General features: G+C 59.1%; 26 protein-coding genes. 18 read left to right on the top strand and 8 right to left on the bottom strand.

Annotation, left to right across the window (positions count from 1 at the left end; translation table 11 throughout):
• Positions 1-46: 46 nt before the first annotated feature.
• Genes Q0753_RS06920 through Q0753_RS06905 form a run of 4 tightly spaced genes read left to right on the top strand, consistent with a single transcriptional unit; the run spans position 47 to position 3,032 of the window.
• Positions 47-616 carry a DUF2796 domain-containing protein gene (locus Q0753_RS06920; protein ID WP_367179495.1) on the top strand — a complete coding sequence of 190 codons (570 nt, stop codon included), beginning with the start codon at positions 47-49 and terminating at the stop codon, positions 614-616.
• Positions 617-622: 6 nt separating this feature from the next.
• Positions 623-1,309 (top strand): ABC transporter ATP-binding protein, encoded by a 687-nt coding sequence (locus Q0753_RS06915; RefSeq protein ID WP_298718852.1) that lies wholly within the window; start codon positions 623-625, stop codon positions 1,307-1,309.
• Positions 1,303-2,550, top strand: coding sequence for an ABC transporter permease (locus tag Q0753_RS06910; RefSeq protein WP_298718850.1), 1,248 nt, complete (start codon positions 1,303-1,305; stop codon positions 2,548-2,550). Before Q0753_RS06915 ends, Q0753_RS06910 begins: the two co-directional genes overlap by 7 nt.
• The gene (locus tag Q0753_RS06905; protein WP_298718848.1) at positions 2,550-3,032 is read left to right on the top strand and encodes a DUF3299 domain-containing protein; all 483 of its coding nucleotides are present in this window, start codon (positions 2,550-2,552) and stop codon (positions 3,030-3,032) included. The genes Q0753_RS06910 and Q0753_RS06905 overlap by 1 nt, the downstream gene beginning before the upstream one ends.
• Before the next feature lie 340 nt (positions 3,033-3,372).
• Here Q0753_RS06905 and mtnK read toward each other — a convergent pair whose 3' ends face one another.
• Positions 3,373-4,572, bottom strand: coding sequence for an S-methyl-5-thioribose kinase (gene mtnK, locus Q0753_RS06900; RefSeq protein ID WP_298718845.1), 1,200 nt, complete (start codon positions 4,570-4,572; stop codon positions 3,373-3,375).
• A 215-nt stretch (positions 4,573-4,787) separates the two neighbouring features.
• Between mtnK and Q0753_RS06895 the strand changes: the two genes are divergently transcribed.
• The 8 genes from Q0753_RS06895 (at position 4,788) to Q0753_RS06860 (ending at position 10,648) form a co-directional block, all read left to right on the top strand.
• The gene (locus tag Q0753_RS06895; RefSeq protein WP_298718843.1) at positions 4,788-5,378 is read left to right on the top strand and encodes a sigma-70 family RNA polymerase sigma factor; all 591 of its coding nucleotides are present in this window, start codon (positions 4,788-4,790) and stop codon (positions 5,376-5,378) included.
• Positions 5,372-5,590: a zf-HC2 domain-containing protein gene (locus Q0753_RS06890; protein ID WP_298718841.1), complete on the top strand. Its 219-nt coding sequence runs from the start codon at positions 5,372-5,374 to the stop codon at positions 5,588-5,590. The genes Q0753_RS06895 and Q0753_RS06890 overlap by 7 nt, the downstream gene beginning before the upstream one ends.
• A 10-nt stretch (positions 5,591-5,600) precedes the next feature.
• The gene (arsS, locus tag Q0753_RS06885) at positions 5,601-6,602 is read left to right on the top strand and encodes an arsenosugar biosynthesis radical SAM (seleno)protein ArsS (RefSeq protein WP_298718839.1); all 1,002 of its coding nucleotides are present in this window, start codon (positions 5,601-5,603) and stop codon (positions 6,600-6,602) included.
• Positions 6,603-6,607: 5 nt separating this feature from the next.
• Entirely contained in the window at positions 6,608-7,273 is a 666-nt protein-coding gene (locus Q0753_RS06880) for a TIGR04283 family arsenosugar biosynthesis glycosyltransferase (protein ID WP_298718837.1), read from the top strand.
• Positions 7,270-7,920: a TIGR04282 family arsenosugar biosynthesis glycosyltransferase gene (locus tag Q0753_RS06875; protein ID WP_298718835.1), complete on the top strand. Its 651-nt coding sequence runs from the start codon at positions 7,270-7,272 to the stop codon at positions 7,918-7,920. Before Q0753_RS06880 ends, Q0753_RS06875 begins: the two co-directional genes overlap by 4 nt.
• Positions 7,904-8,698, top strand: coding sequence for a sterol desaturase family protein (locus Q0753_RS06870; RefSeq protein WP_298718833.1), 795 nt, complete (start codon positions 7,904-7,906; stop codon positions 8,696-8,698). Before Q0753_RS06875 ends, Q0753_RS06870 begins: the two co-directional genes overlap by 17 nt.
• Positions 8,699-9,241: 543 nt before the next feature.
• Positions 9,242-10,192 carry a tRNA-dihydrouridine synthase gene (locus Q0753_RS06865; protein WP_298718831.1) on the top strand — a complete coding sequence of 317 codons (951 nt, stop codon included), beginning with the start codon at positions 9,242-9,244 and terminating at the stop codon, positions 10,190-10,192.
• 84 nt (positions 10,193-10,276) lie between these two features.
• Positions 10,277-10,648, top strand: coding sequence for a transcriptional regulator, TraR/DksA family protein (locus tag Q0753_RS06860; RefSeq protein WP_298718828.1), 372 nt, complete (start codon positions 10,277-10,279; stop codon positions 10,646-10,648).
• Positions 10,649-10,862: 214 nt separating this feature from the next.
• Here Q0753_RS06860 and Q0753_RS06855 read toward each other — a convergent pair whose 3' ends face one another.
• Positions 10,863-11,897, bottom strand: a complete 1,035-nt coding sequence (locus tag Q0753_RS06855; protein ID WP_298718827.1) for a porin — start codon at positions 11,895-11,897, stop codon at positions 10,863-10,865.
• Positions 11,898-12,155: 258 nt separating this feature from the next.
• Here Q0753_RS06855 and dinG point away from each other — a divergent pair, with 258 nt between their 5' ends.
• Together dinG and Q0753_RS06845 are read left to right on the top strand one after the other, a co-directional pair.
• On the top strand, positions 12,156-14,282 hold the full coding sequence (gene dinG, locus Q0753_RS06850) for an ATP-dependent DNA helicase DinG (RefSeq protein ID WP_298718825.1): 2,127 nt from the start codon (positions 12,156-12,158) through the stop codon (positions 14,280-14,282).
• 168 nt (positions 14,283-14,450) lie between these two features.
• The gene (locus Q0753_RS06845; protein ID WP_298718823.1) at positions 14,451-15,083 is read left to right on the top strand and encodes a DUF2057 domain-containing protein; all 633 of its coding nucleotides are present in this window, start codon (positions 14,451-14,453) and stop codon (positions 15,081-15,083) included.
• A gap of 68 nt (positions 15,084-15,151) precedes the next feature.
• Here Q0753_RS06845 and Q0753_RS06840 read toward each other — a convergent pair whose 3' ends face one another.
• The 4 genes from Q0753_RS06840 to Q0753_RS06825 form a co-directional block, all read right to left on the bottom strand.
• Positions 15,152-15,688, bottom strand: coding sequence for a DUF924 family protein (locus Q0753_RS06840; protein ID WP_298718821.1), 537 nt, complete (start codon positions 15,686-15,688; stop codon positions 15,152-15,154).
• A gap of 292 nt (positions 15,689-15,980) precedes the next feature.
• Positions 15,981-17,348: a YjiH family protein gene (locus Q0753_RS06835; RefSeq protein WP_298718819.1), complete on the bottom strand. Its 1,368-nt coding sequence runs from the start codon at positions 17,346-17,348 to the stop codon at positions 15,981-15,983.
• A 340-nt stretch (positions 17,349-17,688) separates the two neighbouring features.
• Positions 17,689-18,342 carry a thiopurine S-methyltransferase gene (locus Q0753_RS06830; protein WP_298718858.1) on the bottom strand — a complete coding sequence of 218 codons (654 nt, stop codon included), beginning with the start codon at positions 18,340-18,342 and terminating at the stop codon, positions 17,689-17,691.
• Between the two features lie 69 nt (positions 18,343-18,411).
• On the bottom strand, positions 18,412-18,609 hold the full coding sequence (locus tag Q0753_RS06825; RefSeq protein WP_298718817.1) for a DUF4250 domain-containing protein: 198 nt from the start codon (positions 18,607-18,609) through the stop codon (positions 18,412-18,414).
• Between the two features lie 308 nt (positions 18,610-18,917).
• Between Q0753_RS06825 and Q0753_RS06820 the strand changes: the two genes are divergently transcribed.
• Complete coding sequence (locus Q0753_RS06820) at positions 18,918-19,382, top strand: hypothetical protein (protein WP_298718815.1); 465 nt, start codon at positions 18,918-18,920, stop codon at positions 19,380-19,382.
• A gap of 85 nt (positions 19,383-19,467) precedes the next feature.
• Here the strand turns inward: Q0753_RS06820 and Q0753_RS06815 are convergent, their stop codons facing one another.
• Positions 19,468-19,869 carry a phosphate-starvation-inducible PsiE family protein gene (locus Q0753_RS06815; RefSeq protein WP_298718813.1) on the bottom strand — a complete coding sequence of 134 codons (402 nt, stop codon included), beginning with the start codon at positions 19,867-19,869 and terminating at the stop codon, positions 19,468-19,470.
• A 397-nt stretch (positions 19,870-20,266) separates the two neighbouring features.
• Between Q0753_RS06815 and Q0753_RS06810 the strand changes: the two genes are divergently transcribed.
• From Q0753_RS06810 to Q0753_RS06800, 3 genes are all read left to right on the top strand, one after another.
• Positions 20,267-21,751, top strand: a complete 1,485-nt coding sequence (locus Q0753_RS06810) for a SulP family inorganic anion transporter (RefSeq protein ID WP_298718811.1) — start codon at positions 20,267-20,269, stop codon at positions 21,749-21,751.
• A gap of 13 nt (positions 21,752-21,764) precedes the next feature.
• Positions 21,765-22,619, top strand: a complete 855-nt coding sequence (locus Q0753_RS06805; protein ID WP_298718809.1) for a universal stress protein — start codon at positions 21,765-21,767, stop codon at positions 22,617-22,619.
• Positions 22,620-22,840: 221 nt separating this feature from the next.
• Entirely contained in the window at positions 22,841-23,695 is an 855-nt protein-coding gene (locus Q0753_RS06800; protein ID WP_298718807.1) for a universal stress protein, read from the top strand.
• Positions 23,696-23,818: 123 nt separating this feature from the next.
• Here the strand turns inward: Q0753_RS06800 and Q0753_RS06795 are convergent, their stop codons facing one another.
• Positions 23,819-25,411 (bottom strand): ABC-F family ATPase, encoded by a 1,593-nt coding sequence (locus Q0753_RS06795; RefSeq protein ID WP_298718805.1) that lies wholly within the window; start codon positions 25,409-25,411, stop codon positions 23,819-23,821.
• Position 25,412 lies beyond the last annotated feature (1 nt).

The raw sequence follows: 25,412 nt of genomic DNA, 5'->3' as shown, positions 1-25,412 counted from the left end.
GCCGATTTTCATGGATGCTCCTACCTTTTTATTTATAACCTCATGAATTTTATCAAATAATTGTGGGGATGCTTCAGGCCTCAGCCTGGCCCAGGATCAACAACAGCTGGTGCTGGAACTGCTGGCCCCGGCGGCCGATATTGTCGGCTTCGAACATGCTCCCGCCGACGATGCCGAGCAGGCCCAATTAACCGCTGCCCTGAGCCGGGTGCAACAGGCCGACACGCTGTTCAGCCTGCCCGAGGCGGCCGCCTGCCGGCTTATCGACAGCCAGCTGGTTGAGGAAGACGCCCATGCCCACGAGCTGGACGAGCACACAGTTGCAGATCATCATGATCACGCTCATGAAGGCGCAGACGAACACGCGCATCATGGGAGCGAGCATGCCGCTGACCATGAGCACCATGAGCACCATGAGCACCATGATGAACATGGCCACAACGACGTGCTGGTGCAATATCGCTACCAGTGCCGGCAGCCCCAGGCTCTGAACAGCCTCTCGACCAGCCTGTTCGAGCAGTTTCCCAGCCTGACCCGGGTAGAGCTGCAGGGCATAGTGCCGGCCGGCCAGATTGCCGGCACCCTCACCGCCGAACAGCCAGCCTTCAGCTGGTAAGGGCCCATGAGCACTCTGATATCGATAAGGGATCTCCGCTTCGCCTGGCCCGGCCAGCAAGCCATTTTGCAGATACCGCACTTTGAACTGGCCGCCGGTGAGCGGCTCTTTATCAAGGGCCCCAGCGGCAGCGGCAAGAGCACCCTGCTCGGCCTGCTGGCCGGCATACAGCAGGCCGACAGTGGCCAATTGCAAGTGCTGAACCGGGATCTGTCGCGCCTCTCGGGCCGGGCCCGGGACCGCTTCCGGGCCGATCATCTGGGCTACATCTTTCAGCAGTTCAACCTGCTGCCCTTTCTGTCGGTGACCGAAAACGTCACCTCGGCCCTGATCTTCTCCCGCCACAAGCGCAGTAAGTTGCAGGCCTCCGCCACCGCCGAGGCCGAACGACTGCTGAGCGAGTTGCAGCTGCCCCCGGCACTGTGGTCCCAGCCGGTACACAAGCTGAGCATCGGCCAGCAACAGCGGGTGGCGGCGGCGCGGGCCCTGATTGGTCGCCCCGAACTGGTGATTGCCGACGAGCCCACCTCGGCACTGGACGCCGACAGCCGGGCCGCCTTTATCGAACTGCTGTTCCGGGAATGCCGCCGCCGGCACAGCACCCTGGTGTTTGTCAGCCACGATCCGGCGCTTGAAGCGCTGTTTTCCCGGGTCGTCTCCCTTTGTGAACTGAACGAGCAGACAAGATGTTGATACTGGCACTGAAAAGTCTCTGGGCCCGGCGGCTCACCGCCGGCCTCACCCTGGCCGCCATCGCCATCAGCGTGATGCTGCTGGTGGGGGTCGAAAAAGTGCGGGTAGAAATGAAAGAGAGTTTCGCCCGCACCCTGTCCGGCACCGATCTCATCGTCGGCGCCCGCACCGGGCAAATCAACCTGCTGCTGTATTCGGTGTTTCGCCTGGGCAACCCCACCAACAACATCAGCTGGGACAGCTACCAGCGCATCAGCCAGCACAAGGGCGTGGCCTGGACCATTCCCATCGCCCTGGGTGACTCGCATCAGGGCTTTCGGGTGCTGGGCACCAATCAGGATTACTTTCGTCATTATGCCTATGGCCGCAACCAGCCGTTGCGGCTGGCCGAGGGTCGTCCCTTCGGCGATACCTTCGAGGCGGTGATCGGCGCCGAAGTGGCGCGCACCCTGGGTTACCGCCTGAATGATCCCCTCATCATCGCCCACGGCGCCGGCAACACCTCGTTCAGCCTGCACGACGACTTGCCCTTTACCCTGGTCGGCATTCTGGCGCCCACCGGCACCCCGGTCGACAAGACGGTGCATGTGCAGCTGGACGGGTTGGAGGCCATCCATCTCGGCTGGCAAAGCGGCCGCAAGACCCAGACCCTGTCGCCCGAGCAGGCCCGCGCCGCCGATCTTGTCCCCGCTTCCATTACCGCCTTTCTGGTGGGCATGAACAACAAGGTACAGGTGTTCGGGCTGCAGCGCGCCATCAACGGGTATCGGGCCGAGCCGCTGTCGGCCATACTGCCGGGCAGCGCCCTGCACGAGCTGTGGAGCCTGCTCGGCATCGCCGAAAAAGCCATCGCCTTCATCGCCCTGTTCGTGGTGGTGGCCGGTCTGCTGGGCATGCTCACCACCCTGCTGGCGGGGCTGTCGGCCCGCCGCCGGGAGCTGGCCATACTGCGCGCCCTGGGCGCCGGCCCGCGTCATCTCTTTGGCCTGCTGGCGCTGGAGGCCGCCCTGCTCACAGCCCTTGGCGTATTACTGGGTCTGGCGCTACTATATGGTTCGCTGCAACTGCTGGCTCCCCTGGTGCAGGCACAATATGGTCTCTTGCTGTACCCGGGTCTGCCCGAGGCGGGCGAATGGCGTCTGATCGGTCTGACCCTGCTGGCAGGCATGTTAATCGGCCTGTTGCCGGCGGCACGGGCTTACGGTTATTCGGTTAACGATGGAATGAGTATTAATCACTGATGAAATATATGACTGTCTTGCTCGCCACCCTGGCGCTGCTGGCCCCCCCGGCCTGGGCCGACGAATACAGCTTGCTGGAATGGAACGATCTCATCCCGCTGGAAGAGCAGCTGAATCCACCGCCTTTTCCCGAGGTGGATCACGATGATAAATTTGCCATTCCCGGCCAGCCCGTCGGCAAGGTGGTGCCGAGCCTGAACGGCCGCAAGGTCCGCCTGCCCGGCTTTGTGGTGCCGCTCGAAGGTGACAGCAAGCAGGTGACCGCCTTCCTGCTGGTACCCTACTTCGGCGCCTGTATTCATGTACCGCCACCGCCCACCAACCAGATAGTCTATGTGGAGTATCCGGCCGGCGCCCAGGTGGACGATCTCTGGGATGCAGTCTGGGTCACCGGCACCCTGCGCACCGTGGGCGCCAGCCATGACATGGGAGACGCCGCCTATTCGCTGCAAGGCACCAGTGTGGAGCCTTATCAAATTTAGTCTCTGGTCACAGGTCTGCCGGTTTGTTATCACGTAAGAAGAGGCAACAAGGTTGCCTCCACCGACACGCTTCAAGCCCATCCCTGGGACGCTCGGCAAATGCCATCCTTGGCATTTGACGGTCGGTTGAGGCAATCCCTGCCGCCTCATCCTGGGCACCGAGTTGTCTATAGACGGCGCTAACAGGCGACTCCGCAGCACCAAGGAGGATAAAGGGATCGGCTCGGCCGACCTTTCGATTCAGGGATGAATCGGAGAGCGTACATGGATGTATCTACAGCGAGTCGGCGGAGCTGGCCCTTTGTCCGATATTCAAGCCGGCATTCCAGTCTCTACTTCATCAACTCGGGACGATCTGCTGCATCAATAGCAGGTTAAATGCAATGTCATCCAGCTGCTCCGCCTCCATGATAAGGGTCTGCCCCAGAGCCAGCGCCTGGCGCTGACAAGCCGCGCGCCGGGCCGGGTCTTCGATGCCATCCAGATCCGCCACATGGGCGATGCCGATGGTCCGGCGAACCATCTCGCAGCCCGCGTAACCCAGGGCGTCTCGCCATACCCGTTGCATAAAGGCCTGTACGTACTCCGGCTCGGCCAGTGCCGCATCATTGCTGTGCGCCGCCAGCTCGACAAAATCGGCCCGAAAGTTCTGCCAGAGGCTGTGTATTTCTTCGATGCGTTGTTGCTGATAACGCCGACTGGCTACCGCCCGGTGCCGCCCTGGCTGACTGCAGAAGTTCAGCAACAGATTGGCGAAGATGACCCCAAGATCGAAGCCCATGGGGCCATAACCGCCAAACTCGGCGTCGATCACCTTGAGCTTGTCTGCCGTTACCATGACGGAGCCGGTATGCAGGTCGCCATGCAGCAGGGCCTCGCCTTTGCAGCGAAAGTCGTGCTTGAGGGCCGCGACCTTCACCTTCAATATTTCATCCGCCCACAGTTGCTCCGCCTCGGCACGGATCAGGGGGTCGACGTTGTTGCGCTCGTGATCCCGAAACGGGTCGACAAAAAAGACATCTTCGGTAATGGCCATCAGCTCCGGGTTGGCAAAATCGGCCTTCGCCGCCTGCTGCGTCTGATAATCCAGATGAAAGGCGCTGCTGTGGTAGTGCACCCGTGCCAGATACCGGCCCAATTGCGCCGCCGCCTCGGGAAAGCTCAGATCTTCCAGCTGGGTCTGACGCCATACCCGATGATCGGACAAGTCCTCCAGCAGCATCACCGACAGCGCCGGATCGTAGTGCAATACCTCTACCGTGTATTCCGGGCAGACGCGGCCATGGTTCAGCAGTATTTGAGCCTCGATGCGGGCCCGATCCCGGGTGAGCGGCCAGGACTCGCCGATGCAGCGAATATAGGGCAGCGCCTGTTTGACGATAAAACCGCGCGACTCGCCAGGCTGCCACACTCGAAACACCTGATTCAGGTTGCCATCGCCGATTTCTTCGCCCAGCAAGGGCACCTCGTCGCCCAACCTTTCAACCTCTCGCACATAAGCGATGGCGTCGTCTACCTTGAAAATTCGATACTGGCTCATCAACACGCTCCCTGCTGCATAAGGTTCTCTTTATCTGATTTTGTTAATCCGCACTGTAATAAAACCGATGCTGTTCGCGACTCAGCCATAACAACATTGATTTAAATACCGTGATTTACCGACATGGTTATAACAACACAGACAATGCTGGTAGCACAACGCCGGTGGCGTTAGAGTCTAGGAGAAGGACCCGTTACCACAAAAAAAGAGTCATTATGGATCAGAGACATAACACGCCAGACCCCTTGTTGTCCGATGAATTACGCCGCCAGATGTTGCGCTTTGCCACCCTGCAGCTGCAAGACGCCGCGTTGGCGGAAGATGCGGTGCAGGAGGCCCTGCTCGGCGCCTTCAAGTACGCAGACAGCTTCAACGGTCGCGCCGCCTACAAGAACTGGGTGTTTGCCATCCTCAAGCACAAGATTGTCGATGTGATCCGCAAAAACCAGCGTCTGGTCAGCGTCAGCAGCCTGGGGGGGGACGACAGTTCGGATCTGGAAGAGCAGTTGTTCAACCGCTTCGGTATGTGGCACAAGGAGGAACGACCGGTGGAATGGAGCGCCCCCGAAAGCAGCCGGGAAGATGACGAGTTCTGGACCCTGTTCGAGCTGTGTCTGGATAAATTGCCGCCCAATCAGGGCCGCACCTTCATGATGCGCGAGTTTGTCGGCCTGGAAAGCCCGGAGATCTGCAAAGAGCTGGATCTGACCGTCAGCAACCTCAATGTCTTGCTGTATCGGGCCCGGCTGCGACTACGCGAATGCCTGGAAAACACCTGGCAACAGCAAGGAGACTGCCAATGCTGAGCTGTCACAAAGCCACCCAACTGATGTCCGAAGGTCAGGAACGCCCCCTGGGGTCCGGCGAAAAGCTGTTGCTGGCGCTGCACACCATGATGTGCAAGGGCTGTCGCAATTTCGAACGGCAATTACCGGTCATACGATCATTGTCCCGGGCCTACGTCGCCAAAACGGATAATGACACCAGCGACAAGCCGGAAGACGGCCCCACTCGATAAAGGAATCACGATGCGAGACACCCTGCCCCTGCTAGATTTGACCGACTTCCCTGCCATACGCCGCCAGGCGCTGGATACCCTGCAAGTGAACCTGGGCTACATGTGCAACATGAAATGCGTGCACTGCCATGTGGCCGCCGGGCCGCACCGCACCGAAATGATGGACGACGACAATCTGGCCTTGATCACCAGGGTACTGGCAGCCCGCAAACTCGATACCCTGGATCTGACCGGCGGCGCCCCCGAAATGCACCCGCGCTTTCGCGAGCTGGTGGTGGCCGCTCGACGGCAGGGCGTCACCGTTATCGACCGCTGCAACCTCACCATACTGTTCGAACCGGGGCACGAAACCCTGGCCGACTTTCTGGCCGAACAGCAGGTGGAAATCGTCGCTTCCCTGCCTTGCTATGAGATCGACAACGTCGATCGCCAGCGCGGCAAGGGCACCTTCAACAAGAGCATCGCCGCCCTGCAGCAGCTGAACAAGCTGGGTTACGGCCGGCCCGGCTCGGGGCTGGTGCTGAATCTGGTTTACAACCCTCAGGGGCCGACCCTGCCCCCCGAGCAACAAGGGCTGGAGGCGGCCTATCGGCGCGAGCTGATGGAGCACTTCGACATTCGCTTCAATCACCTGTTCGCCCTGGCCAATATGCCGATCAAACGGTTTGGCGATTATCTGATCACCAAGCGTCAGTTCCACGATTATCTGCGCCTGCTGAAAGACAACTTTTCCGCCGCCAACCTGCCGGGGCTGATGTGCCGCAACCTGGTGAGTGTTGACTGGCAGGGTTACCTGTACGACTGCGACTTCAACCAGCAGCTGGGGCTGCGACTGCCGACTGACGCTAAAAATAGCGGTAAAGATGGTGGCAAAGAGCAAGACCCGCCTCATCTGCGGGATCTGTTACACCGGGAGCTGAACGGTCAGCCGATACGGGTGGCCGAGCACTGCTATGGCTGCACCGCCGGTCAGGGCAGCAGCTGCGGCGGCGCCTTGCACGACGAGTCCTGACCACCATGAGCCTGTCGATCATCATGCCGATGCTGAACGAAGCGAACTCTCTGCCTCAGACGCTGGATGAACTGCGCCCCTATGCCGCATCGGCCGAGCTGATACTGGTAGACGGCGGCAGCCGCGACCACTCGGTCGCGCTGGCACAGCGTGCGGGGGTAAAGGTCATATCGTCTGCACCCGGTCGGGCCCGACAGATGAACGCCGGTGCCGCCGTGGCCAGGGGCGATGACCTGCTGTTTTTGCACGCCGATACCCGATTGCCGCCCGACGCCGACCGGCTGATTGCCGAGGCGCTGGCCGAACATCACTGGGGCCGCTTCGATGTGACCATCAGCGGCAGCCACCCCATGCTGGCGGTCATCGCCTTCATGATGAACCGGCGCTCGCGCCTTACCGGCATCGCCACCGGCGATCAGGCCATCTTCGTGCGCCGCAGCACTTTTGAAGCAGTCGACGGCTTTCCCGATCAGCCGTTGATGGAAGACATAGAACTCAGCAAACAACTGAAACGGCTGGGCTCCCCCGCTTGTCTGGCGCAAAAAGTCGTCACCTCGGGGCGTCGTTGGGAACAAAAAGGCCTGTGGCGCACCGTAGTGCTGATGTGGCGGCTGCGTTTCGCCTACTGGCGGGGTGCCAACCCCGAGCAACTGGCGAGGGCCTACCGTTGAGCACCCGTATCATCATCTTCGCCAAGGCCCCGGTGGCCGAGCTTGCCAAAACCAGGCTTATCCCCGCCCTGGGCGCCGACGGTGCCGCCAATCTGGCCCGGCGAATGCTGTCGAGTACCCTGCATGCCGCTATGAGTGCTAACACAGGCCCGGTGGAGCTGTGCATGACACCCGCGCCCAACGCCATTGAGTGGCGGCATGTGCCGCTGCCGGCAGGCATTGAGCTAAGCGACCAGGGCGAGGGCGATCTGGGTAGCCGCATGGCCCGCGCCGCTCGCCGGGGTTTGCTTAACAACAAGCAGGTGCTGTTGATCGGCACCGACTGCCCGCACATATCCCCCGCGTTACTGCGCCAGGCGGCAAAACGGCTGACCGCTCATGACGCCCTGCTGCACCCCACCATGGATGGCGGCTATGCCCTGCTCGGCCTGCGTCGCTTTCATGTTTCCCTGTTCGAGCACATGCCCTGGAGCACAGACAGGGTCGCCAAGCTGACGCTGGCGCGTATCGCGCACCTGGGCTGGCGCTGCAAGCTCGGCGAGCGCCTGCAGGACATCGACGAGCCGAATGACCTGTTCTGGCTTCCGGCTGCCTGGGCTGCCGCTCTTCACTCGAGAAAAGAGGCTAGCCATGATGTTCGAGTTTGAACCGTTGATCCGGCTGGGTTGCTTTGGTGGCGTGCTGTTGCTGATGATGCTGTGGGAATGGCGGGCACCGCGTCGGTCCCAGCGCATAGGCCGCCTGCGCCGCTGGCCCCATAATCTGCTGCTGGTGGTCATCAACACTGTGCTGCTGCGGCTGTGTTTTCCACTGGCCGCGGTGGGCGCGGCCCTGCTCGCCGACGAGCGCGGCTGGGGACTGTTCAACGCCTTGCCCGTGCCGATATGGGCCTCTGTTATCCTGTCGCTGCTGATTTTGGACCTGCTGATTTATCTGCAACACCGGCTGTTTCATGCGGTTCCCTGGCTGTGGCGGCTGCACCGGGTACACCATGCGGATCTGGAATTCGACGTCACCACCGGCCTGCGGTTTCATCCGATCGAAATTCTGCTGTCCATGGCGCTCAAGCTGGCGGCGGTGGCCCTGCTCGGCGCGCCGGCATTAGCGGTGCTGCTGTTTGAAGTGCTGCTCAACGCCACCGCCATGTTCAACCACGGCAACGTGGGCTTGCCAAAGCGGCTGGATAACTGGCTGCGGCTGATGCTGGTCACCCCCGACATGCACCGGGTACACCATTCGGTGATCCCCGAAGAGACCGATAGCAACTTCGGCTTCAACCTGCCCTGGTGGGACCGGCTGTTCAACACCTATCGGGCCCGGCCCCAGGCCGGCCAGCTCGGCATGACCATAGGGCTGAACCAGTTTCGCAACCCCACCGAATTGCGCCTGCACCGACTGTTGTTACAGCCGTTTCGGCGCAGATGAAGCGGCAACCACAACAACCGCAAGGCTTGCCCGTCTCGTAGGGTCCAATTTATTGGACCGCCGGGTCGACGTGCAACGCCGCTGGTCGAATACTCTCACCTAAAAATAAGTCGACCCTACGAACAACTCCCGTAGGCGACCATTTATGCGGCGAAAATCTGCAAGCGAGTATGCATTGGCAGGCACAGCGCCGAGAGCTCCCTCCCCTTGGTCACGATATCATCAGAAGAACTGCGGGGTGCAACGCAAGGGGAGGGCTGGGGAGGGGTTACTCCGCCGGTCGTGCCGACACCCCCTCCCCGCCTCCCCCTGGCGAAACCCTGTCGTTATGCCTGTACCGCCGCCGTCAAGGGGAGGAGCAAGTTCAGCGCCGATGGCAAGCTCGGCACCGGATCTGCCAATTCCGGGGGCCTGGTATTTCCTTCGGTTGCAGAGATGACTACTGAAGCCTTCTCTACGAGGCTTTGCTCCCCGTGCCCGGCAGGCTACAATCCCCCGCTTTGCCGATCTTTTACCAACCTTTTTTGCTAACCAAGAGTGACTATGCGCCTGATACTGGCCCCGATGGAAGGGGTGCTGGACCACCTGATGCGGGATCTGCTGACCCGCATCAATCCCTTCGACCTGTGTGTGACCGAATTTGTGCGGGTGGTCGACATGCGCCTGCCACCCCGGGTGTTCTACCGGCTGTGCCCCGAGCTGCATAACGGCTGTCGTACCCCGGCCGGTACGCCGGTACGCATACAGCTACTGGGCCAGGAGCCGGACTGGCTGGCGGAAAACGCCGATCAGGCCTGTCGCCTGGGGGCCGAGGGCATCGATCTCAACTTCGGCTGTCCGGCCAAGACCGTGAACAAGCACAGGGGCGGCGCCGCCTTGCTCGGCGACAGTGAACAGCTGTATCACATCGCCAAGGCGGTGCGCGCCGCCGTGCCGGCCCACCTGCCGGTGACCGCCAAAATTCGCCTGGGGCTGGCGGAGCGCGACTCCTATCTGGAAAACAGTCAGGCCCTGGCCGAGGGCGGCATCAGCGAGCTGGCGGTGCACGCCCGCAGCAAGCAAGACGGCTATCGCCCCCCTGCCTACTGGCCGTTGGTGGCAGAAATAAAGCAGGCGCTGTCGATACCGGTCGTGGTCAACGGCGAGATCTGGAATGCCGAACAGGCGAAACTGGCGCAGCAACAAAGCGGCTGCAACGACATCATGCTGGGCCGAGGCGCCCTGGCGCTGCCCAATCTGGCCGCCACCATCAAGAACGGCACCGCGCCCATGAGCTGGGAGAAGGTGATCGCACTGTTGCTGAACTACTCGTCGCTGGAGGTCGAGGGCAACAAGGCGGTCTATTACCCCAATCGCATCAAGCAATGGTTGAGCTACCTCAAGCTGTATTATCCCCAGGCCCAGGATCTATTCCGCGATATTCGTACCCTTAAGCACACCGATGACATTCGCCATAAGCTGGAGGAAGTAACGCTTCCGGTTATAAGCTACTAACCGTTTTGCCTTTGATTTGCATCATGATGTTAACAAAAGCACCGCTCTATACTGGCCTCCATACTCCCTCGACTGGATGTCATCATGAGCAGCAATATTACCGAATGTGAGCTGGAACAACGGCTGCTGGCAGTCGCTGAAGAACGTCGCCACCACTTTTTACAGACACTGCAGCAGCTGGATGCCGCACTTGCCGCCACGCTGCAGGCAATGCCGGCCGATGAATGGGCCGACTATCCGCCGCTTGCGGCCTTGCCCCAACTGCAACCTCAACTGAACGCCCTCAAACAGGTGGATGCCGCCCTGTGCCAATGGCAAATCGGCCTCTATGGCCTGTGCAGCGACTGCGAAGCCGAGCTGACGTCCGAGCAGCTATTGCAAGACCCCTGTCGGCAACGCTGCGACCCGTGCGAGCAGAAATACGGTAAAGCCCAGCATGTAAGCTGGCAGTTATAAGCGTGTGAGGCGTGAGGTGTGAGGCGTGAGGCGTGAGGTGTGAGGTGTGAGGCGTGAGGCGTGAGGCGTGAGGCGTGAGGCGTGAGGCGTGAGGCGTGAGGCGTGAGGCGTGAGGCGTGAGGCGTGAAATAATAAATCGTTTCACCATTTTTAAACATTAAAAAAGCCGGCTTGCGCCGGCTTTTTTGAACTTCTTTATTTAGCCTAGGCTAATTTAGAAGTTGTACTGAATACCCATGCCGTACAGATCGTCATTGTCAGCATCGTCATCATTGATTTCGTATTCGGCGTACAGTTTGGCCTTAGCAGTCAGGTCATACTGAACACCCAGAGTCACAGCATCGACAGAATCAATGTCGGACAGGTTACCAGCACGTTCTTGCTCTTCTTTAGCATACTGAGCCAACAGAGTCCACGCATCTACATTATAGGTAGCGGTGAATTCATAGCCTTTGGCATCCAGTTCACCAGCGACATAATCTTTGGTTTTTTCGGTGTACAGACCGGCCAGATAGAAACCGTCGATGCTGTAGTTGGCACCAGCGAACCACACATCCAGGTCTTCTGTATTACCAAATTCCTGCTTCTGATAAGAAGCAACCAAGCCAACACCTACTGGAAAGGTATATCCGGCGGATAGCGTATACTGGTTTTCTAAACCAGTGTTTACTCCCACTGTATTCTTCTCCTTATCAGAAAAAGCATAAGCAGAACGCAGATCCAAGCCATTGTTGGCGTAAGACAAACGAACCTGGTCATCAGTCTTATCAGACACTTCAAAATCACCAGAGCTGTAAGAAGTCTTGGCGCCGAACAAATTGAAGATATCACCCAGGTAAATAGACTGAGCCAGCGGATCCTGGCTGCGACCGAAGGTCAGTTCGGTGGTATCCATGAAGCGGAAACCGGCCCAAGCGTAACGTGCACTGATATCATCAGAACCGGTAGCATTGTCACCTTCAGCTGTAACTTGCCATTCCAGCTTACCGATCAGGTCCACGTCGTTGTTAAGCATGTACTTGACGTTGACACCCAGACGAGCCTCACCTTCACCACCAAAGTCCTGGGCTTGGTTGGTAGTAACCTGGTTAGGGGAAACACCAGTTTTTTTAAAGTGCATTTCACCGGCTTCAAACTGAACGCGGCCGTAGATATCAACCTGGGCGCCTTCGTCGGAGTATACGGTCACGGCGCTAGCAGAGGTTGCGAACAGCGCAGGAATAGTCAGTGCAAGAATTGTCTTTTTCATGATTTTTATATGCCTACTGTAGTTAAACACTAAGTCCTTGTAATTCCCTGTGTTAGCAACGCATCACGTTACTATGGAAGGCAGACTATCACCGGTTTTTTGGGCTTGCAACAAAACTACGGGAACTTTTTGTGACAGTTGCACTCGTCTGTGGTGCAACTGTGACCCACGGCGCCTTTCCCCGCTTAACTGCTTGTCACTGGCATAAAAAACGTGGCCGGTTATAATTGCGGCGTCAATTCATCCAGCTCCCGCCCTATGCCCCAGCCCAAATCACAAATTCAACCGCTCGCGACGCCACCGCCCAAATCAGCCGGTGATTACCAAACGCTGGTGCGCGAAAACTACCGCCGTTTAAGCCAGACCCTGCCCGGTTTTATTCCCCGCCGTGAGCAAAATTACCTGGTGGCGGAAATCGGCAAGGTACTGCTCGGCCGCTACGATCGGGCCCGGCGCATCCTGGTGGCCGAAGCCGGCACCGGCATCGGCAAGTCGCTGGCCTACCTGCAGGCCGGCATTCCCTGGGCACGCATGAATCAGAAGAAGCTGGTGATTTCTACCGCCACCCTGGCGTTGCAGGAGCAGCTGGTGGACAAGGATCTGCCGCTGTTTCTGCCTCACTGCCAACCGGCCTTTCGCTTCGTGCTGGCCAAGGGGCGGGCCCGCTATTGCTGCGCCCGCCGGCTGGAGGCGCTGGCGCAGGGCGAGGCCCAAATCGGCATGTTTGAACCGGCGCAGGCATTGAGCCCAGGCCAACAACAGCAACTGGCCGAGCTGTGGAACGCCTTTATGGCGGGCAACTGGCAAGGCGATCGGGACAGCTGGCCACAGCCCATCGATAATGCGCTGTGGCAGCAACTGCTGGCAGAGCGACACAGCTGCCAGCCGGCGCTGGGCCACCAGCGTTGCCCCTTCCACCTGGCCCGGGCCGAGCTGGAGCAGGCCGATGTGATTGTGGTCAACCATGCCCTGCTGCTGGCCGATTTGAGCATGGGCGGCGGCATAGTGCTGCCCGAGCCAGAACAGTGCTTATACATACTGGACGAAGCCCATCATATCGCCCCGGTGGCCCGGGATCAGGGTTCGGCCCGGCTGGCCCTGCGCCAGAGCCGACGCCAGCTTGAACAGTTCAACAAATGGCAGGGCAGTCTGAATGAATTGCTGGGGGCAGAAGGTCAGTCGGCACTGGGCCGCCTGCAACAAAGCCTGGGCCAGCTGATCCCGGCGCTGAACAGCGTGTATCGTCAGCTGTTTGCTGCACTGCAACGGCGGGATCTTGAGCCGGACAGTCAGGGTTGCCTGCGCTTCAGCCCCGGCGACTTGCCGGTCGGCCTGGATGAGCTGCTCGGCGTGCTGAAAGAAGACGCGCAGGGGTTTTGTCGCGCCCTGGGCCCCCTGCACAGCCAGCTGAGCGAGCAGCTCAAACTCAAACCGAGCCAGGCCGCCACCATAGAGGCGGCACTGGCAACCCTGAGCCAACAGCAGTTACATGGCGAGCAGTTACGCGATGGCGCCGAACTGTTGCTGCGCGCCACCGGCCCCAAACAGACGCCCCCGGCCCGCTGGCTGGAGCTTGCTCGGCAAAGCAAGCAAGACAAACAGGAATTGTGGCTGTGTGCCACGCCGCTGGCGGTGGGCCATTTGCTGGAGCAATGGTGCTGGTCGCGGGCGGCGGCGGTGGTGATGGTGTCGGCCACCCTCACCGCCCTGAACGACTTCGGCTATTTTCGCCGCGCCGTGGGGCTCAGGGCCGACGACGGCAGCCATTATCTGCGGCTGAATTCGCCTTTCGATTACCAGAGTGCGCGGCTGATCATACCGCCGCTGGGTTGCGAACCAACCGACCCCGACTTTGACGAGCTGCTGGTGGAGCAGATCCCTCTGTGGCTGCAGGAACAGGGCGCCAGCCTGGTGCTGTTTTCATCCTACCGGCAGATGAACCAGGCCGCCGAGGCGCTGCGGGCCAAGGGCCATTCGCTGCTGGTACAGGGCGAGGCCAGTCGACAGGCGCTGCTGCAACTGCACAAGATGAAATGCGACGGCAAACAGCCCAGCGTGCTGTTTGGCACCGGCAGCTTTGCCGAAGGGCTGGACCTGCCCGGCGACTATCTGACCAATCTCATCATCACCAAGCTGCCGTTCGCCGTGCCCACCTCGCCGGTAGAAGAGGCCATGGCCGAGTGGATTTCTCTGTGCGGCGGTAACCCCTTCATGCAACTGGCCATGCCCGAAGCCTCGCGCAAGCTGATTCAGGCCTGCGGCCGCCTGCTGCGTACCGAAACCGACAGCGGCCGCATCATACTGCTGGACAAACGACTGCTCAGCCGGCGTTATGGCCCCGCCCTGCTCGACGCCCTGCCCCCCTTCACCCGGGAGCTGGGTTAAGGTTGCCTTGGCTTGTTGTTATCGGTGATTGCGCTGCACACCGTAAATTGTCACAATCCTGCGGTTAACTTGATGTAGATTCAATTACTTGGCAGCCCGTTCCGTGCAGGAAACATGTATAAAAACTGTACATCAGGGATGGGAACATACATGGCTCAGGAGCCCCAGATGAAAACACGCTTTACCCTCGCCGCCCTCGCCCTTGCCGGCCTGTCTTTTGGCGCCGGCGCCGCCACCTTTGAAGCCCAGCAGCCCTACCAGATCCATCTGGTCAATGGCAATAAAACCGCCAACAGCATTACCAAGTCCGTGCACAAGGTGGATCTGGCTGAAGGCAAGCAACAGGTTGCGATTTCCTATACCAACGACTTTTCCAATCGCTCCGAGCTGCGCGTGCTCAATGGCGACCCGGTGATCATTACCCTTGATGTGCCTGCGGATGCCGAGTTCACCCTCGACTATAAAGCGCCCATCAACTATCAACTGGCGCGCCAGTTTTTACGTGAGCAAGCGACCGAGCTCAGCATTGTAGACAAGAAAAGCGGTAAAGCCGTGCCGGCCGAACTGACCCTGATCCCGATGCCGGCCGGTCTGGATACCGCCGGTGGCATTCAGGCGTCGTTGGCAGAGAAAGGCATGGCCTTCAACGGCCGTACCGACGCCGCCGTGGCCGCCGCCCAGGCCAAGTTTGGCGATGCGGTAGTTGATGCCGACGCCCTGGAGATGCTCAAGCACTGGTGGAACGCCGCCGACAAAGACACACAGCGCGCCTTCCAGATCTGGACCATACAGCAGCAGTAAAAAAAAAGGGCAATAAAAGGGGTCGGAGTCATTTTTCGAAAAATGACTCCGACCCCTTTTTCTCTTATTCAGAAGGAGGATCCCGGCTGCTGCAGAAACGCCAGCTCTTCTGCCGTGGACTCGCGCCCCAGTATGGCGTTGCGATGAGGATAACGTCCGAAACGGGCGATAATCTCCCGGTGGCGTATCTCGAAGGCCAGGTTATCGGCCACCTCGTTCTTCTCAAAAAGCGCCAACGCCACATCGTGCACCTTGAGCGACTCGCTGTGCATCATCGGCATGTACAGAAACACCCGCTGCTGCCTTGTTAACCCCCGCTCCGCTCCCGCACTTATCGCCTCCTGGGCCAGTGCCAGTGCCATACCGTCGGCGGCAAAGGCCGCGGGCCGGTCACGATAAATATTGCGGGAAAACTGATCGAGCACGATGATCTCTGCCAGCCGCCCCTCGGCCCGGGTACGCCACTCGAACAGCTCCCCCAGACAGGCCCGCCGGTGCAGCTCGCCAAAACGGCGGCGAATATCATCATCCAGCGCCTTGCTCTTTTGCCACCACTGGGCCGGCGTCAGCGCTTCAAACCAGAATGTCAGAACCGATTGATACATGGCTGCTCCTTGACGTTGCATCGGTAGATCACAACATTAGCAGAGCATAAACCCGGCGCCGAACTTGCTCCTCCCCCTTGGCGTCAGGGATACAGACATCGCAGCGGGTTTTCGCCAGGGGGAGGTTGGGAGGGGGTGTCACTGCAGTTACCCCTCCCCAGCCCTCCCCTTGCGTTGCACCCCGCCATTATTCTGAGGATATCGAGGTCAAGGGGAGGGAGCAGAGCGGCGCCGTTCAAATACAAAAAAGCCCCGCATGTGCGGGGCCCGGTACAGCTAAAACGCGCAGTGATCAGAACACCAGGTGGGCAATCAGGGCGATCACCGGCAGGGTCACCAGGGTACGCAGCAGGAAGATAACGAACAGCTCCAGCACGTTCACCGGGATCTTGCTGCCCAGCAGCAGGGCGCCGACTTCCGACATATAGATAAGCTGGGTCACCGACAGGGCGGCAATCACAAAGCGGGTCAGATCGCTCTCGATAGACGTCGCCAGAATGGCGGGAATAAACATGTCGGCAAACCCGACCACCATGGTCTCGGAGGCGGCGGCGGCTTCCGGAATCTGCAGCAGTTCCAGCAGCGGCACAAAAGGCATGCCCAGCCAGCTGAACAGCGGCGTGGTTTCGGCAATCACCAGCGCCAGGGTACCGAAGGCCATGACCACCGGCAGTACCCCCAGCAGCATATCCAGGGCATTGTGAATACCGGTACGCGCCACCTGGCCCAGGCTTTCTACCTTGCCGGCACGAGCCAGTGCCAGATGATAGCCATGACTCAGGCGGGAGTATCCGGCCGGGGTCACTTCGCCATCGGCCGGACGCGCTTCGCCGTTGATGAAGGTATCTTTCTTCCAGCACAGGGGCGGCAGACGCGGCACTACGATGGCCGCCACTATGCCGGCCACACACACCGCGATATAGAAGGGAATAAACATGTGCTCCAGCTTCACCTGGGCCAGCACCACCAGACTGAAGGTGATGGACACCGCCGAGAAGGTGGTGCCGATCACCGCCGCTTCACGCTGGGTGTAATGATGGCCTTCATACTGTTTGCTGGTCAGCAGAATACCCACGCTGCCATCGCCCAGCCAGGAGGCCATGCAGTCTACCGCCGAACGGCCGGGCAAACGAAACACCGGACGCATGATGCCGGTCAGCAGGGTACCAACAAATTCCAGCAGGCCGAAGTCCAGCAGCAAGGGCAACAGCAGGCCGGCAAAAATGAACACCGCGAACAGCACCGGCATCAAATCGTTCAGCACCAGGCCGCCGGTGTCGCCGCTGTACAGTATCTCGGGGCCGGTCTGGGTATACACCATCACCACGAATACCGCACCCAGCAGTCGGCTGACCAACCACACCGGGCTCACATTGAACAGGGTATTCAAAAAGGAACTACGGGTGATAAAGGTCGGTTTGAACAGGGTGGCAAACACGGACACCAGTGCCGACAGGCTGACAATCGCGGTCACTATGCTGGTCAGCGATCCGGCCAGCAATGCCTGCAGGCTCTTGGCCAGCACCGCTATCATGATGGTCAGATCGCCGTTATAGCTGACCGGGGTCATGAACAGCAGAATACCCAGCAGCGAGGGCAATAAAAACATCAGCAGATTGCGTTTACCGACCGCGGCCTGCCCCTTCAAGGTCTTTTCCATGGTGACTCCTTCCTTATCGGGTCCATACCCAACTCGGCTAAAAAAAAGTAAAAACTGCTGTTTTATGCAGCTCAGCACGACTCAAAAGAATAAAACCAGCCCACAAGTGAATAATCTATCAATGAAGGATGGTCTTGCTGAATACTTATTTTACAGCCAAATATATTTAATCAAAAGCAAAAATCAAAACATACCCCCAACAAACAAGGTTATGTTAGTTTTTTGTTCCACATTGTTAAAAACAGGCGGGAGTATAGGGGCTTTTGGAGAGCATGGAAACCGACCCAGCGCACAAAAACAAAAAAGGCTGCCGCAGCAGCCTCGAGAACACATGCCACATTCACTTTCGATGCAATACGAAACACAATTCATCAAAAAATTGCCGCTCGCCGGATGCCACCCCGGGGTTGCTTGGTCCTTCTTCTATCCGGCCCAACCGCTCAACGGTGAAATGGGACTCAAATAACCGCCGAACGTCCGCCTCCGATACCGCAAAGGGCGGCGATTGTTGCTGAACGGGCGCATAATCCACGGTGATCAGCAGCAGGGTCGCGCCCGGATTGAGCAAGCGTGCCAGCAAGTCCGCGTAGGCGACCCGCATCGGCTCGGGCAGGGCAATCAGCGCCGCCCTGTCATAGGCGGCATCAAAACGACGCGCCAGGCTGTCGGCCTGAAAGAAGTCGCCTTCATACAGCCGTATTCGACCGGCGTGCCGGCACCGATAATGACCGGATTGCTCCAGTTCGGGTGCCAGCCCGGCCTCGGTGAAAAAATCCTGCACCGCCAGCGGCGACAGCTCGAACCCCGCCACCGTATGCCCCCGTGCCGCCAGCCAGTGCATGTCCCGGCTTTTACCACACAGCGGCACCAGTACCTCGGTCTGCTGCAAGAGCGGTAATTGGGGCCAGAATCGGCTTAACTGAGGGTTAACCTGCTGGCGATGAAACCCGATGCGCGACGACTGCCAACGCTGATGCCAGAACTCCGCTTCCATCTCGACTCCCATGGTTAGGTCTGTTGACCTTAATAAAACCGGCACTATCGCAGCTCGATAGCCTGTCCATCAAGCCCCGGGTTTGAACTGATTGCTGCCCGGATCGTAGCGGTAACCTATTTGCGCCATGCGCGCCATTATCCGGCCGCTGTCCAGCTCGTAACGAGACAGCAAGGCGGTGAGGCTGTCGCACTCCAACCGCAGCTTCTCGTTCAGAATGCTCAGCACCATGTGATTATCCATTCGCTCCAGCAACGTCTTGTCCATCTTGTTCTCCTGTCTGGTATTTTCGCTCGAGATAGCGAGATCAACGAATACTATAGTCGGGTCGAAAAATACTGCCTCGTTAAAACTTACTGTATATTTGAACAGTATCTTGTTGACCGATACGCCATCGACCATTACTGTATATAAAAACAGTAACCGAGCAACAAGGAACCTGTATGGCCACCCTCTTGTTAACCCGTGAACAGTTAACCCGTGAACAGTTATTCCGTGAACAGCTATCTCGTAAGCAGACTGTTTCATCTGCGCCTCAGGGTCCGCTTACGCCGAATGAAACCGACAATAACATCATGCGTATTACACACTGGAGTCAGGTACAACAGGCACGGTTACTGGCCAGCCTGGCCGTCATCAGTCGGCAAAACCGGGGCTGGATACTGATCGCCAATGGCCCGGCACCGCTGTCACGCCGAATACTGATTGACGCCGGCGTCAATCCGGCACGGGTCATAGAAGTGAAAAGGGCATCCGAATCACTGCTGCAACAGGCCAGGGCCTGTACCGGCATTGCCGCCCTGGTGTGCTGGCAGCCAGGCGGCGCGGCGTTGCCTTTACCGGGTCATCGAGGGCAAAGCCTGTTCATCATCACGCCAACCGGCAGCCCCCCGACGCTGGTTCAGCCACGATGTGCCGCCAGCCCGGCCATGATGGACGCTTCGCCCGGCAAAACCGGCATCACCCGATACCGAAGACTCGCGACCGGAGAAACAGCGGGCCGTGGATTGACGAGAGGATACTGTGGTTCGATTCGCTGATACCGAGGGGAAGCCGCCATCCGTGGCGGCATGAAGAAGAGACGATATCAAGAGGCAATGAGTGCCAGGGATATTCGGGGCATTCTCAGTGCCCGCCTTCATCCTTGTCGTAAGGAAATTTGACGTGGCCGTAGCGGATCACCAGTATGGCCACCGCCAGTACCAGAGCGGCACCGGCTACCGTGATCAGACGTAAACTGTCCATGCCCTTCATATCCAGAATCATGTAGCGGGCCAGGGCCACGATGGCAATATACAGCGGTATGCGAATGGGCAACTTGCCGGATCGCAGGTATATGGCCACCATCGCCAGCACTTCCAGATAGATGAACATCAGCAGCAAGTCGGCCAGTGTCACGGTTCCGGCCCGCCACATATGGCCGATTTCGATGCCCACCGCCACCACGGTGGACGCTGCCACTATGATGAGACCAATATGCTGCAACACATCCAGTACCTTACTGCCCAGCATGCGGTTATTACTCATAGACTCCCCTTATAAATGATGTAAACAGGATACCTTGCTCGTAGAACCGCTATCCTGACGCTGTCTGCTCTCCGGTCTACACGCAGATCCGCTCGAAAAAGGGACGACCGCGTGACCCATGGCCACCGGATCCGGCCTTGTTACCACCGGTGCAGCCCCCTATAATAACCGCGCTCTCACTCATATAACTTATAAGAAATTAAACTTGTATGAACTTTTTGAATAAAGCGAACACGCCGCCCTAGCCCATATCCTGCATCATTGCGTTTACCCGCGCCTTGTCTCGCCACTGTGCGGGCATTTTGCCTTGTTCATATCTCTGTTGAATCCGTACCGCTGCGCCCGCCTCGATGCCACGCCGGTACGACACTCACCCACAACCCTGGAACAATTAATAATGCTACCGAACATCAAGCAAACCTGGTTCTTCAACATAAGGGGAGACGTGCTCGCCGGCCTGGTGGTCGCCCTGGCGCTGATCCCGGAAGCCATCGCCTTTTCCATTATCGCCGGCGTCGATCCTAAAATCGGTCTTTATGCTTCCTTCAGCATGGCAGTGGTTATCGCCTTCGCCGGTGGCCGTCCGGGCATGATTTCTGCCGCTACCGGCGCCATGGCGCTGCTGATGGTCACCCTGGTCAAGGAACACGGCCTGCAATACCTGCTGGCCGCCACGCTGTTGTGTGGTGTACTGCAGATCCTCGCCGGCTATTTACGCCTGGGCGAGCTGATGCGCTTTGTGTCCCGCTCGGTGGTGACCGGCTTCGTCAACGCCCTGGCCATTCTTATCTTCATGGCCCAGCTGCCCGAACTGACCAATGTCACCTGGCATGTCTATGCCATGACCGCCGCCGGCCTGGGCATCATCTACCTGTTGCCGCTGGTCCCGGTGGTGGGCAAGCTGCTGCCTTCGCCGCTGGTGTGCATCGTCAGCCTGACTCTGATCGCCATTGCCTTCGGTATCGATATCCGCACCGTGGGTGACATGGGCGAGCTGCCCGACAGCCTGCCGGTGTTTCTGTGGCCCGAGGTTCCGCTCAACTTTGAAACTCTCGCCATTATCTTCCCCTACTCCCTGTCGCTGGCCATCGTCGGTCTGCTCGAGTCGATGATGACCGCCACCATAGTGGACGATCTGACCGATACCAAGAGTGACAAAAACCGGGAGTGCAAGGGCCAGGGCCTGGCCAACCTTGCCACCGGCGCCCTGGGCGGCATGGCCGGTTGCGCCATGATTGGCCAGTCGGTGATCAACGTTAAATCCGGCGGTCGCGGCCGGCTCTCTACCCTGGTGGCGGGCGTGGTGCTGCTGATCATGGTGGTGTTCCTCGGCCCCTGGGTATCGCAGATTCCGATGGCGGCCCTGGTGGCGGTGATGATCATGGTGTCTATCGGTACCTTCAGCTGGAGTTCCATTACCGATCTGAAAGCACATCCGGTCAGCTCCAGTGTCGTGATGGTCGCCACCGTTGCCACCGTGGTATACAGCCATAACCTGGCTTACGGGGTACTGATAGGCGTGCTGCTCAGCGCCCTGTTCTTTGCCAACAAGGTAGGTCAAATTCTGTATATTGGCTCCGATAAAGCCGACGACGGCACCCGTGTATACAAGGTGGTGGGTCAGGTATTCTTCACCTCCGCCGAGCAGTTTGTCGCCGCCTTCGACTTCAAGGAAGTGGTCGAGCGGGTACGCATCGATCTGAGCCGGGCCCATTTCTGGGACATTACCGCCATCAGCGCCCTGGACAAGGTGATACTGACCTTCCGTCGGGACGGTACCGAAGTGGACGTGATCGGTCTGAACGAGGCCAGCGCCACCCTGGTGGATCGCTTTGCCGAGCATAAGGACCCCAAGGCTGTCGAAAAGCTGATGGGCCACTAAGAGAGGAATGACTATGACAACCAATGTAATGGCCTGTATCGACGGTTCCAGCCACGCCAGTGCGGTATGCGATTGCGCCAGCTGGGCCAGTCTGCGTCTCGACGCTCCGCTGACCTTTATTCATGTGCAGGACAAGCACGTCGCCGAGGTAAAAAGCGACCTCAGCGGCAGCATCGGCCTGGGGAGTCAGGAACACCTGCTGGCCGAGCTGGCCGAGCTGGATGCCCAGCGCAGCAAGCTGGCCACCGAGCAGGGTTCACTGATGCTGGACGCGGCCCGCACCCGCGCGATCCTGGCCGGCGTGGCCGCGCCGGCCACGCTGCAGCGCCACGGCGAGCTGATCGAAACCCTGCTGGAATTCGAAGCCGATACCCGGTTGCTGGTGCTGGGCCGCCACGGAGAAACCTCCAGCTCCCCTTATGCGCACCTTGGCAGCCATGTCGAGCAGGTGATCCGCGCCCTGCACCGCCCCATACTGGTCACCCAGGGCGACTTCAAGGCACCGAAAAAGGTGATGCTGGCATTCGATGGCAGTGCCACCACTCGCAAGGGCGTGGAGATGCTGGCCCAGAGCCCGCTGTTCAGGGGGCTTGAACTGCACATCGTACTGGTGGGTGCCGACACCGACGATCACCGGGAGCAGCTCAAATGGGCCGCCGAGGTGCTAAACCAGTCCGGCATCGATGCTCACACCCATATTGCCGCCGGCGACGTCGACAAGGTACTGCCGGCCTATCAACAGGAACATGGCATCGACATGATGGTGATGGGTGCCTACGGCCATTCCCGCATTCGTCAACTGCTGGTGGGCAGCACCACTACCGCCATGATCAGCACCGCCCGGGTGCCGCTGCTGATCCTGCGCTAACCCGTACTTTTCATGCACAGTGCAGGGCCGCCCGGTCCTGCACTGCCATTTGGGTCATTAAAGCGTGATGATGAAGGGTGGTAAACGGCCTCCCCGGCCCGCACTCACCTTGTGCTGCATCAAGACACAACAACATTAAAGTATGATAGAGTGACTGCGAATCGGAGCCCCCTCGATTCTTTTCCATTTAGCGTCAACCCATTACCATCAGGATCAAGGTCATGAACACGAATGTATTAGCCTGTATCGACGGCTCCGAGCACACTGCAACCGTTTGCGATTATGCCGCCTGGGCCAGCTGTCAGCTTGGCGCTCACCTGGTGCTATTGCATGTATTGCATAAACCCGAGCCGACCATGCTGCTCAACCTGAGCGCCGCCGCCAGCCTGCATGCGCAGGACGATATTACCGCCGAACTGGCCGCCCTGGACAAAAAGCGAATCGAACTGGCCAAAGAGCAAAGCCGCCAGGTGCTGGAACATGCCAGCGCCCACGTCACCCAGGCCGGTTTTCCCAAGCCTCGCACCATACAGCGCGAGGGCCGCCTGGCACAGGTACTGGATCAGTACGAAGACTACAGCCAGATGCTGGTACTGGGCCGTCAGGGCACCAATGCCGACGACACTCCCAGCCGCCTCGGCAGCCACGTGGAGCAGGTGATCCGCACCACCGACAAACCCCTGCTGCTGACCACCGGCGAATTCAAAAAGCCCGCTAAAGTCATGCTGGCGTTTGATGGCAGCGACACCACCCGCAAGGGTCTCGACATGCTGGCCGGCTCGCCGCTGTTCCGTGGTCTGGAGTGTCATATCGTGATGGTGGCCGGCCCCAACCCGCACAACCTGGAGTTGCTGGAAGTGGCACGGCTGCAGCTGGAAACCGCCGGTCTGAAGGCGACCTCCGCACTGCTGCAGGGGGAAGTCAAAAAGAACCTGCTGGCCTATCAGCAGAAGCAGAATATCGATCTGATGGTGATGGGTGCCTACGGCCATTCCCGTATGCGTCAGTGGCTGCTGGGCAGCATCACCGATCTGATGCTGATGGAATCCCCGCAGCCCCTGCTGATCCTGCGCTAAACGCTGCTCTTCGGCATTCAATATTCGGCACTAAAAAAGCCACCGGGGCATGGCTCCGGTGGCTTTTTTTCTACCTGAATTCAACCAGGCGGGAACGCGTCCCCGCCCGATTAAGGCGTCGGCTTACGCCACGCCCTTTTCACGCAGGTATTCTTCGTAGTTACCGCTGAAGTTACGCATACCGCTGTCGCTCAGCTCTATGATGCGGGTCGCCAGCGATGACACGAATTCCCGGTCGTGAGACACGAAGATCAGGGTGCCCTGATACAGTTCCAGCGCCATGTTCAATGATTCGATGGACTCCATGTCCAGGTGGTTGGTCGGTTCATCCATCACCAGGATATTGGGCTTTTGCAGCATCAGCTTGCCGAACAGCATACGGCCCTGCTCGCCACCGGACAGCACACCCACCTTTTTCTTGATGTCGTCCTGACTGAACAGCAAACGACCGAGAATGCCACGAATGGTCTGCTCGTCGTCACCAATCTGCTGCCACTGGCTCATCCAGTCGAAGACGGTGATGTCCATGTCGAAATCTTCGGCATGATCCTGAGCGTAATAACCGATAGTGGCGTTTTCCGACCACTTGTAATGGCCGCTGGTGGGCGCCAGCTCACCGACCAGGGTCTTGACCAGGGTCGACTTGCCGATGCCGTTGGCACCGAGAATGGCGATGCGCTCACCCACTTCCACCAGCATGTTCAGGTTCTTGAACAAGGGCTCGTCACCATAGCCCTGAGACATCTGCTCCATTTCCAGCACGTTGCGATAGAGCTTCTTGTCCTGCTCGAAACGCAGGAACGGATTCTGGCGGCTGGAAACCTTGACCTCTTCCAGCTTGATCTTGTCCATCTGCTTGGCGCGAGACGTCGCCTGACGGGCCTTGGAGGCGTTGGCGCTGAAGCGGGCCACGAACGACTGCAGATCGGCAATCTGGGCCTTTTTCTTGGCGTTGTCGGACATCAGGCGCTCGCGGGCCTGGGTAGAGGCCAGCATGTAGTCGTCATAGTTGCCCGGATAAACCCGCAGCTCGCCGTAGTCCAGATCCGCCATATGGGTACAGACGCTGTTCAGGAAGTGACGATCGTGCGAGATGATAACCATGGTGCTGTTACGCTCGTTGAGCGCCCCTTCCAGCCAGCGGATGGTGTCGATGTCCAGGTTGTTGGTCGGTTCGTCGAGCAGCAACACTTCCGGATCGGCAAACAGCGCCTGGGCCAGCAGCACCCGCAGTTTCCAGCCCGGCGCCACTTCGCTCATGGGGCCAAAATGCTGCTCGACCGCAATGCCCACGCCCAGTAACAGTTCGCCGGCACGAGACTCGGCGGTGTAGCCGTCGTATTCCGCGACCTTGCCTTCCAGCTCGGCGGCGCGCATGTAATCATCGTCGCTGGCTTCCAGGTTGGCATAAATGGCGTCACGCTCCTGAATGGCGGCCCACAGCTCGGTATGACCCATCATCACCACGTCCAGCACGCGCACATCTTCGTAGGCGAACTGATCCTGACGCAGCTTGCCCAGGCGCTCGTTGGCGTCCAGGCTGACATTGCCGGCACTGGGTTCCAGATCTCCCCCCATGATTTTCATGAAGGTAGACTTGCCGCAGCCGTTGGCACCGATAAGGCCATAACGGTTGCCGTCGCCGAACTTGACGGAGATATTTTCAAACAGCGGCTTGGCGCCGAATTGCATGGTGATGTTATTGGTCGAAATCAAG

The organism is uncultured Oceanisphaera sp., assembly GCF_947495715.1.
GTDB classification, from domain to species: Bacteria; Pseudomonadota; Gammaproteobacteria; order Enterobacterales; family Aeromonadaceae; genus Oceanimonas; species Oceanimonas sediminis.
Note: the sequence above shows the minus strand (reverse complement) of the source record. Positions and strands in the feature narration are given on the sequence as shown.